Origin of the sequence: Coleofasciculus sp. FACHB-712, assembly GCF_014695635.1 — a bacterium.
Classification (GTDB): Bacteria; Cyanobacteriota; Cyanobacteriia; order Cyanobacteriales; family FACHB-T130; genus FACHB-T130.
Map to the genome: position 1 here is coordinate 1 of NZ_JACJOQ010000534.1, position 9,416 is coordinate 9,416.

The following is a 9,416-nucleotide window of genomic DNA, read 5'->3' on the forward strand; positions in this document are numbered from 1 at the left end:
CGCGATCGCCTTCCTCCTGGCATTCAAAATACCTCCGTTCTAGCGCTAGGGCTATCTCATGCAGTTCCTGGCTTTAATTCCCTGCCCAATGTCCCCGCAGAATTAGATGCGATCGTGCAAAAGAAACCGAACGACACAACTGGAATTTATCCGGGAAATGAATTTCTCAACAATGCTTTTGATTTTCCTACCTTGCGAGATAATCTGACAGGTCATCAGATTTTGCATATTGCTACCCACGGTCAATTTGTGCCAGGACGCCCAGACGATTCATTTCTGCTATTAGGTACGGGTGAGAAATTAACAATTTCTCAGATTCAAACTTTACAAGATTTGGGCAATGTTCATTTGGTTGTGCTATCAGCTTGCGAAACGGCACTGGGTGGGCCAGACCAAGACGGTGTAGAGATTGCTGGTATCAGCTACTATTTCCTCAATGCTGGAACCAAGGCAGTAATCGCTTCCTTGTGGCTGGTGGACGATCGCAGCACCAGTCAGCTGATGCAAAAATTCTACGGCTATTTAGCTCAAAGTACACAGCAGGCACCAATCACAAAAGCTACAGCCCTTCGCCAATCTCAACTGGGCTTGCTGCACGGTGATTTCTCAACCCCAGCGCTTAATAATGTTGATAGTCGCGGCAGTATTAATGTTGAAGCGATGCCAAATTCTAGAAGCGAAAATACTCTCGGTGCTGGGTCAAAATTTGACCATCCTTACTATTGGGCACCGTTCATTTTGATAGGAAATGGACTTTAAAAAATTTTGAGTTTTGAGTTAAGACAGTAACACCAATCTAGTTAGAAGTAATTATGCCTTACATTAAGCGTCGTCAGTTTTTGCAGTTTGCTGGATCGACTTTGGCAACGCTGGGTTTGAGCCAGATGGAGATTATGCAGCAAGGAGATCGCTTTGGTCGTGCGATCGCTCAAGGAACACCTCGCAAACTTGCCTTGCTGGTGGGGATTAATGCCTATCCAACAGCACCGTTGCGAGGATGCGTCACTGATGTCGAGTTGCAGCAACAACTGCTGATTCACCGATTTGGCTTTAATCCGAAAGACATTCTGCTCTTGACTGATGGGCAAGCGACCCGCAAGGGCATTCTAAATGCCTTTGAAGAACACCTGATTAAACAAGCTAAAGCCGGGGATGTCGTGGTCTTTCACTTCTCAGGGCATGGTTCCCAAGTAACCGATCCCGACTGCGACTTCAAAGACCCGACAGGGAAGTGTCTTAATAGTACCTTTGTGCCCATCGATAGTGCGCTGCCTACCGGATTTCCCAATGAAAGAGGCGTTGTCGAGGACATCATGGGGCACACCTTATTTTTATTGATGGATGCCCTGAAGACAGAGAACGTTACCGCAGTGCTGGATAGCTGTCACTCAGGTGGCGGCAAACGGGGGAATTTAGTCGTGCGATCGCGTGATGGGGGTTCCCAACTTCAACCAGTTCCCGCCGAAATAGAATATCAGGAACAATGGCTCTCTCGCCTGAATCTCTCACCCGTTGAATTTGTGCGTCGCCGTCGCGAGGGTGTCGCCAAAGGTGTCGTCATCGCCTCCGCCAAGCGGGAACAGTATGCCGCAGATGCCCCCTTCAGCGACTTTTATGCCGGTGCTTTTACTTATTTAATGACTCAATATCTGTGGCAACAAACTGGCAGCGAATCTTTTGCCAGCGCCCTCCCCAATATTGGTCGTAACACTACTCGGATGTCATCTCGTCAAAACCCAGAATTTGAGGCGAAACCAGGCAGCAATAATCTCAAGCAACCGATGTACTTTATTGGTCAACAAACGCCTCCAGCGGAAGCTGTGATCACTAAAGTAGAAGGCAACCAAGCTCAATTATGGCTGGGCGGACTTAACCCCCAAAGTTTAGCGGCTTTTGAGCAAGATGCCCTCCTTACCGTAGTAGACTCCCAAGGGCGCGAACAAGGAGTCGTGCAGTTAGAATCTCGTGAAGGCTTAATCGGACGCGGAAAATTGTTAAAAACTGCCAAACCCGGATCGCTGTTGCAGGAACGCACTCGTGGGATTCCCAGTGATGTAACGTTAAAAATTGGTCTTGATCCCTCTTTAGGCAACGACACCGCGCAGGCAAAACAAGCTTTGCAAGCGATCAAGCGCCTTGAACCTGTACCTTTACAACAGCAAGAGGTGCAATACATCTTTGGAAGGATGAAGAGTGAGGGCAGTTTAGGTTTATTTTCGCCAGCGATGGAGCCGATTCCTGACTCCTTTGGCAGTGCTGGTGAAACCGTAGCCGATGCTGTCAGTCGCCTGCAAGCCAAACTGAAATCTTTACTAGCAGCCAGGATTGTCAAACTCACTCTGAATACCAATTCATCGCGCCTAAACGTCAATGCTTCGATGAATCGAGCCGGTCAAAATGAAATTTTGGCTAGTGCTTTCACCGTTCGCGGTAGCGATCGCAGTCTCGGTCAAAAAACTTCTTCCAATAATCCTTCAGGAAATCTTCCCTCAGATGCCCGAAAGTTACCGATCGGAACGTCGGTGCAGTTCCAGATTACAAATAACGAGCCGCGCGACCTCTATTTCAGCGTCCTAGTCATTGACCCAACGGGAGAAATATCGGCAATCTTCCCGAATCAGTGGACGGCGACCGATGATGTTACGCAGGTGAAGGCTGGGCAAACACTACAAATTCCTGGGACTGACGATCAATTTAACCTTGTCACCCAAGAACCCAAAGGAGTCGCAGAAGTCCTGATTGTTGCCAGTAGCACGCCCCTGCGAAAAGCCCTGCAAGCGTTGCGAAACCTAGCACCACGGGATACAAGAGGCCCCGTAGCTCTTTCGGAGCCAACTCAAGTGGTCGGCGATTTGCTGGATGACCTCGCGGAAGGCACGCGCGGCACTGGAAACTCTCCCCAAGGCGTGAGTAACGTAGATACAACTCAGATGGTGGCGATGTCGATTACCTTTGAAGTTATTTAACCGTTCCGGCGAAAACACAAAGCAGTATCTTGAGAACCGATCCACTTGGGGGTGGAGGTTGAGTGCTTCACGCCTGAAGATACTGCTAAAGACGGAAATCTGCTGTTTAAACTAGCCCCATAGCAGAGACCGTGATACCTTTAAAAATAATGTTAATATCTTGCAATAATTAGGAGCGATCGCAAACGTCTCGCCTCGATACTGCTGTAAACCACTCGATATCCATAAAGGTCGAGTGCAAAGATTACAGTAATTTAGGATACAATTCTCTAATGAGAATCGCCCATGAGTATCGATTGCGCCCAAGTCAGCAGCAGTTAGTTACAATGGAGGAATGGATAGAAGCGCTCAGATGGCAGTACAATTATCGGTTGGCTGAACGCTTTAACTGGTGGAAACAAAAAGGTTGTAATACTAACTGCTATTGCCAAAGCAGTTGTTCAATCGCATCAATTAGAGATAAGCTAGATTCTTGCAGCCAAAAGCGCAATTTTAAAAAAATAAACTCTTTATTTCCAGCCGATAAAAGACTTTTTTTTCAACTATTACAAAACTGCGTTGAGCAGGTGGCAATCCCTCGATACAATAGGAAAGCCCAGAAGCGGATTGAGCGGTTACAGCGTCAGTTGTCTCGCCAGAAACAGGGCAGTAAGCATCGAGTTAAAGCTGTCCAGCAGATTGAATTGTCACCGTTAAATGTTGCAAACCAGCGTCAAAATTTTTACCAACAAGTTGCCAACTGGCTATTGAAGCAATTAATGGTGGTTGCCGATCGAGACTTGATCAACAAAAAACTCGCCGGGAGCAAATTGGCAAAGTTTGTTACGGGTGCTGGATGGGAAAAATTCGTGTCTATCTTGGCGCTCATCGGTGCCGGGAAGAAGCGCTATTCGGCGTTTAAGGGGTTGATTGCAGGAAGGCGTTTCTATGGGCTAGTACGTCCATCTGGCACGATTCAAGAAGATTCTAGCTGTGAGGCGGAATTTTTCAAGACGCAGGCTGATAGATGGTTTTTCTATTCTGATGACGGATTAGCTCTTAATCGAGATGAAAACGTTTTCAGGAAAATGAAGAAAAAGGCGGCGGTCATCCCATCAGGCTGTGGAGTTGGGGTAGACCAAAAGGCTCTCGCTGAAACGAGAAATCTCCAAATAAGCCGTAAGGTTGATTGGGAGAAGCTGTCACCGAAGATCGGGTTTAGTGCGAGCAGCCCAATCGAGTATACGCTTTGTGCGCGATCGCAATTTTTGTCTAAAGATATTGAGTCTGGAGGTATTTTTCCATGTCTATCCGTTTGTATGTAGGCAATCTGCCCAAAGAAGAAGTAGACCGTCAGGAGTTACAAGCTCTTTTTGGGGACATGAGCGATTCTGTTTCCACCAAGGTGATTAAAGACCGGAAAACCGGCAAATGTCGGGGTTTTGCGTTTGTAACCGTGAAGACGGATGAATTGGCTGATGAAATTATTGAAAAGTTCAACGGTCAGATGTTCCAAGAAAGCCCCCTGAAAATAGAAAAGGCATTGCCACGAGCTAAGGGTGAAGGGGAAGAAGAACCTCGCCCAGCAGCTCCAGCTCCTATTAAGGACCCCAACAAAGCTGCTAGCGGCGGCGGTGGCGCTCCCGCTCCCGCTCCCACAGGCGGCGGTGGTCGTCGTGGTGGCAGCAACAAGAAGTCGCGACGCTCTGAAGGGACAACATCTAATAATGAATCAGATACCTTTCAACCCGACCCCCGCTGGGCTGGCGAATTGGCGAAGCTGAAGGAACTGTTGGCTGCTCAAAGCAATTAGTCGTTAGTCATTAGTCAAAGGCTAATGACTAATGACTAAGCAACTAAAAGCTAATTACTCAGAGGGAGTTGCAACCAGTCTTGCAGGTAGCTGCGTAGCTGCTTGGTAAATTCTGGTCGTTGGTTAAATCGTTCGGTGCGAACGGGCTTGCGATCTTCATCGAGAGTCCAGCCATAATCACTGCTTAGACGCAATTTGCCTTGCCAGTCTGCTACTGAGACAATCAGCTGACTTGCAGGGCTGTTGTCTAGCTCTAAAACCCGAAATACATAATTAAACGTATTCTGGGTGGCTGCGGCAACGGTCGAAGGCTGACCGTATTTGAGGTTGAGGCGCGATCGCACTTGTTCTATTAAACCCGGTTGCTCCACTTCCTCCAAAGTTTTGACGGCTAAGGTTAGTGCGAAATAAAATTCTTCGACTGGAATAAATTCAAGCTGCATAGATAAGAGTCAGTTGTACCAGGAAAGCATCTTACAGCATCTGGTTACAGCATCTAGTTTTAACAGGTGCAGGGATCTGTGTAAGACAAAATCCTGAGCGACGACTTCACAAAATCGAGCCGTTGCTGCTGCAAAGTTACCTGGGGCATTGCTAAGCCAAATCCCTGCCCGTAATCTGCCCCTAAATCGCGGCAAAATTCAACATCTTCCCTGTCTTCAAGTCCCTCAGCGACAACTCGAATTCCCAAGTTATGAGCAGAATTCACTAAACTTTTGAGCATCACCTGCTTGAGAGAATGCTGGCTGCAACCATGTACCAATCGCCGATCTATCTTGATCAAATCGGGGCAAAACTCCATGAAGTAGTTGTCAGGCGAAACACAGGCGCACAAATCATCTACAGCAACTCCAAACCCCCGTTCTCTTAGGCGATTAATGGTTTTCAAGAGTTTTGGACAGCTGACCAACGCTTCCACTTCGGTTAATTCAAATACAATTTGTTCGGGCTGTAATCCCAGGTCGAGAATTAACTTGATGTTCTGCTCTAAGGATGCAGGATCTTTGCTGATTACATTGGGTAAGATATTAATAAAAAATGTTTGATGACTCTTGGTGTTAGCAATTGATTGTAAACAAATTGTCCGAGCCAGCTCATCAAACTCGTAAGCCAATTTTGTCGAAAGGGCTGCTTCAATTAATTGATAACCGCTGAAGTGTCCTTCGCGTTCGTCTTTGGCGCGTGCCAAACATTCATAAGCAATTATTTCGCCGGTTGATAAATTGAAAATAGGCTGATAGTGAAAAAATATTTGCTGCTTCGCTAAAATCTGAAAAAACCAAGCATATTTAACCGCCTGGGTAATCGTACTAATCGGTTGCGCTTTTAAAAAATCTCCTAGTAAATTTTGATAATCGCGTGACGATGTCTCAATAGAAGAATCCTTTTGCTCGGTTCGCGTTAGAAAAAAGCGTGAGGAAGCTTGACTGGTTTCTGAAAGGACTTGGCTGATCTTGACGAAAATACTAACCAGTTCACGATTATTTACAGTTTGATAGAGAAGCTGAGGCATGGCAGGAAGCTCCTGAAACCCAATGCTGGAAAGACAGCAGCTAGTTTCCTTGTCATCAGGTTGGATAACCAGATTAAGCGGATGAATCTGTGACATTACAGCAGAGACTACCAATATTTTTTTCTAAGGAATAAAGATATATCAAACCAGGAAATACCCTGTATCCATTGAAACTGTCTTCTGCCTGAGGGCGTAAGAGGTATTCCCAACGGTACTATAGGTTAGTTTTCAAAAAATGGGAAGCTCGTAGTAAACATTATGTGCTTATAGGCTGCGCTCAAATTGCCATGAGCCGTTTTAGGCAAAACTTTGCCATCCTCTGCGAACCCACAGGAGATGTTCCTACAAAATCATGCCGTAATCGGGCAATACCTTGATATAGGCACTCAAAAGTTTCATTTAGTACAGGGAGGTTTCTTGTAAATCGGCACACTAGGAGAGAGAACCGCCATAAGTTCGCTTCATGCTGCGCGTGAAGCGAAGCTATCACGACAGGGAATCGCTAACGTGTCGCTCTTTCCCAGATGCTTCGCTCATGCTAACAGACTCAAGCTTAGAGCTATACAAACTAAGCCTGCTTCAGTGAATCTTTATATATAGGGATTCTCGTTTGGATGCAGTAAAGTTTGATCCTGCTGCCTTTCACCGAAAAGCGGAAACAGGCATGGGGTAAGGTTCCGAGTGGATTGCACTCTTAATGAGAACTGCTATATCGTCTGCCTGCGCGGACTTTGTTTGAAGTACAGCCAAAGGTTGCTTTGATACGCTTACAGTCGTCGGCTATGCGTTGTAAGTCAAGAAGTCTGTTGTGGACAGACGAATGCGACTTTCGTCCCTACTGCTGGAAGTGCTAGCTTAGTGCATCGCTTCCATGAAGGGAATAGTGCTGGCGCGGCATTAGGTGAGTGACAGGAGAAGAGAGGATGCGATCGCATCCTTACTCTGATTATGTAGTTAACATTACAAAAACCAAAAAAGTGATCAGGATTGCATTGTAGATTGCATGATCGGCTGTACTTGCCTGAACTCCTGCTTCCTGAGCGATTTCTTCATTATTATTTTTTTTGAAAGACTGGTCATGTACAAATTTATAGCGACAAGCAAATAAAAAACCTGGAATAATCAGCAGAAAACCTGCATAAATAGGAATTCCTACGGTGATATGGACTAAACCAAAAGCTGTAGAATTCCCGATTATCTGCTTCCAGGTGTTAGCACCTTGACGAAAAATCTTTTCCTCCAATCCAGCCCAAAACGGAACCATTAAAATTAAACATATCCAAAATACAACCATCAAAACTTTTGTGTAATCAAAAGGGGGTTTCTGAGTCGTACTATTTGTCGGTACTGCTTTATAAGTCTTATTTGCAGCCTTTTCATTGGGTATCGCGCGAGGTTGAGTTGCAACATTTGCATTGGGTGATTGCTTGGGTTGAGTTACAACTTTTTCATCGGTTACAACTTTTTCATCGGGTGATTGCTTGGGTTGAATTACAAATTTTTCATCGGACGGTAAGCTTTCACTGGGGCTGGGAAGTTGAGAATTAATATTATCTGGTGGTGGAGGTTGAATGCTTTTAATCGTATCAAACGGTTGAAATATAATATTTCCAGAATTCCCGAAAACCGCACTAGCCCATCCCCATTGCATAAATTGGGGGACGTATGGGTTTACTACTGCAAATGTCGTTAAGGTAACAAAAAGAATAAAAGCTGCCCGGACATAACTTAAAATCCCACTTTTAAAATAAATTGCTAATACCCAACTTAATTGGGACTTGTTTTTCCAAATATCCCCTAAGATAAACCAAATAATTGCAACCGAAAATAACGTAGAAAATATTTGCTTAAAATTTGTTGCCCAAGGCGATTGAGCAGAACTGATGACAAAAATAAATGTTGCAATAAATAAAAACTGATACTTAAACGCATTGACAATAATTTTTAGATCGTTAAATAGGTGAGTCCTTTTTTCAGAATTTAATAAATGCGGAAAAATTTTACCTGTTATGAGCAAGCAGATGAGTTTATAGAATGCAGCCGACGCATATTCTGGCTTAAGTTGTAAGGCTTTCTCAAAGCTAGCGATCGCTTCTTGATAGCGATGTAATTTTGCCAGGATAAAGCCTCGACCATACCAGGCTTGAGGAAACCAAAATTCTTGACAATCTGGTTGAATTGTAGTAGCTTTTTCAAAGCTAGCCAGTGCTTCTTCATTCCGCCCTAAATTTACCAGTAATGAACCCCGATTGTACCAAGCTCGCTGATAGGCTGGATTGATTTCCAAAGATTTTTCAAAATTGCAAAGAGCTTCTTTGCGGCGTTTTGGTAAAGGTAGCACAGCCCCACGGGTACACCAGGCTTCATAGCCGTTTGGATTAATCTCTAAAGCTTTATCGCAGCTAGCGATCGCTTCTTTGCGGCGATTTAACTTACTCAGCACCCAGCCTCGCTTGTACCAGGCTTGATAAGATTCTGGTTGAATTTGCAAAGCCTGTTCGCAACTCGCTAGTGCTTCTTTCCCACGATTTAACATGATCAGTGCATGGGCGCGATCGCTCCAAGCTTCGGAATAATCTGGATTTAACTTTATCGCTTTGTCGTAGCAACTAACAGCTTCGTTGTAGCGGCTTAAATAAAATAAGGAAAGTCCATAGTTGTATAAAATTTTATCAGAATCCGGTTGAAGACCTAAAGCCTCTTGATAATGAGCAACAGCCTCTTTATACTTTCCTATTTCGGCTAATTTTAATCCTTCTTCAAACAGCAATAAGGCTTTGCGTGTAGTGCTTGTTTGCTCACCCTGATTTTTTTGATGGTGTGCTTCTGGAGTCAGATTTGAGTCGTGTTGATAATCTTCCTGAGAAAAATTTTCACCCTGAGTCATAGGAAGGGAACTCCAGATAGTAGACTGACTGTTGCAGCTGAGTTGGTTTAGGTTTACGCGATCGCATACTTTTCGGAGCGGAGCAAACCCCTCACACCCCCCTTCCCGCGGAGAGAAGGGGGTTTGGACTCTCCTCATCGCTAAAAACACTCGTCTTTTAGAAGTGGTTTAGGCAGAGGTAGAGAGGCAATGGAGAGAAGTGAACCGAGTAGTATTGCTAAGCGATCCTAGCCTACAGAGCTAAGTTGTCAATATCGC

The 9,416-nt window shown here is 45.1% G+C and carries 7 protein-coding genes; 4 read left to right on the top strand and 3 right to left on the bottom strand.

Going from position 1 to position 9,416, the window contains the following annotated elements:
• From H6F50_RS18400 to H6F50_RS18415, 4 genes are all read left to right on the top strand, one after another.
• The coding region (locus H6F50_RS18400) for a CHAT domain-containing protein (protein ID WP_190429811.1) at positions 1-759 on the top strand (759 nt) is incomplete at its 5' end.
• A 53-nt stretch (positions 760-812) separates the two neighbouring features.
• Positions 813-2,966 (top strand): caspase family protein, encoded by a 2,154-nt coding sequence (locus H6F50_RS18405; RefSeq protein ID WP_190429812.1) that lies wholly within the window; start codon positions 813-815, stop codon positions 2,964-2,966.
• A gap of 566 nt (positions 2,967-3,532) precedes the next feature.
• Complete coding sequence (locus tag H6F50_RS18410; protein ID WP_242029103.1) at positions 3,533-4,270, top strand: transposase; 738 nt, start codon at positions 3,533-3,535, stop codon at positions 4,268-4,270.
• Complete coding sequence (locus tag H6F50_RS18415; protein WP_190429814.1) at positions 4,249-4,758, top strand: RNA-binding protein; 510 nt, start codon at positions 4,249-4,251, stop codon at positions 4,756-4,758. The genes H6F50_RS18410 and H6F50_RS18415 overlap by 22 nt, the downstream gene beginning before the upstream one ends.
• Before the next feature lie 50 nt (positions 4,759-4,808).
• Here H6F50_RS18415 and H6F50_RS18420 read toward each other — a convergent pair whose 3' ends face one another.
• The 3 genes from H6F50_RS18420 to H6F50_RS18430 all read right to left on the bottom strand — a co-directional run bounded on the left by H6F50_RS18420 (position 4,809) and on the right by H6F50_RS18430 (position 9,158).
• Entirely contained in the window at positions 4,809-5,201 is a 393-nt protein-coding gene (locus H6F50_RS18420) for a hypothetical protein (protein WP_190429815.1), read from the bottom strand.
• Positions 5,202-5,260: 59 nt separating this feature from the next.
• Positions 5,261-6,367: an EAL domain-containing protein gene (locus H6F50_RS18425; RefSeq protein ID WP_190429816.1), complete on the bottom strand. Its 1,107-nt coding sequence runs from the start codon at positions 6,365-6,367 to the stop codon at positions 5,261-5,263.
• Positions 6,368-7,217: 850 nt separating this feature from the next.
• Positions 7,218-9,158: a tetratricopeptide repeat protein gene (locus H6F50_RS18430; RefSeq protein ID WP_190429817.1), complete on the bottom strand. Its 1,941-nt coding sequence runs from the start codon at positions 9,156-9,158 to the stop codon at positions 7,218-7,220.
• Between the last annotated feature and the right edge of the window lie 258 nt (positions 9,159-9,416).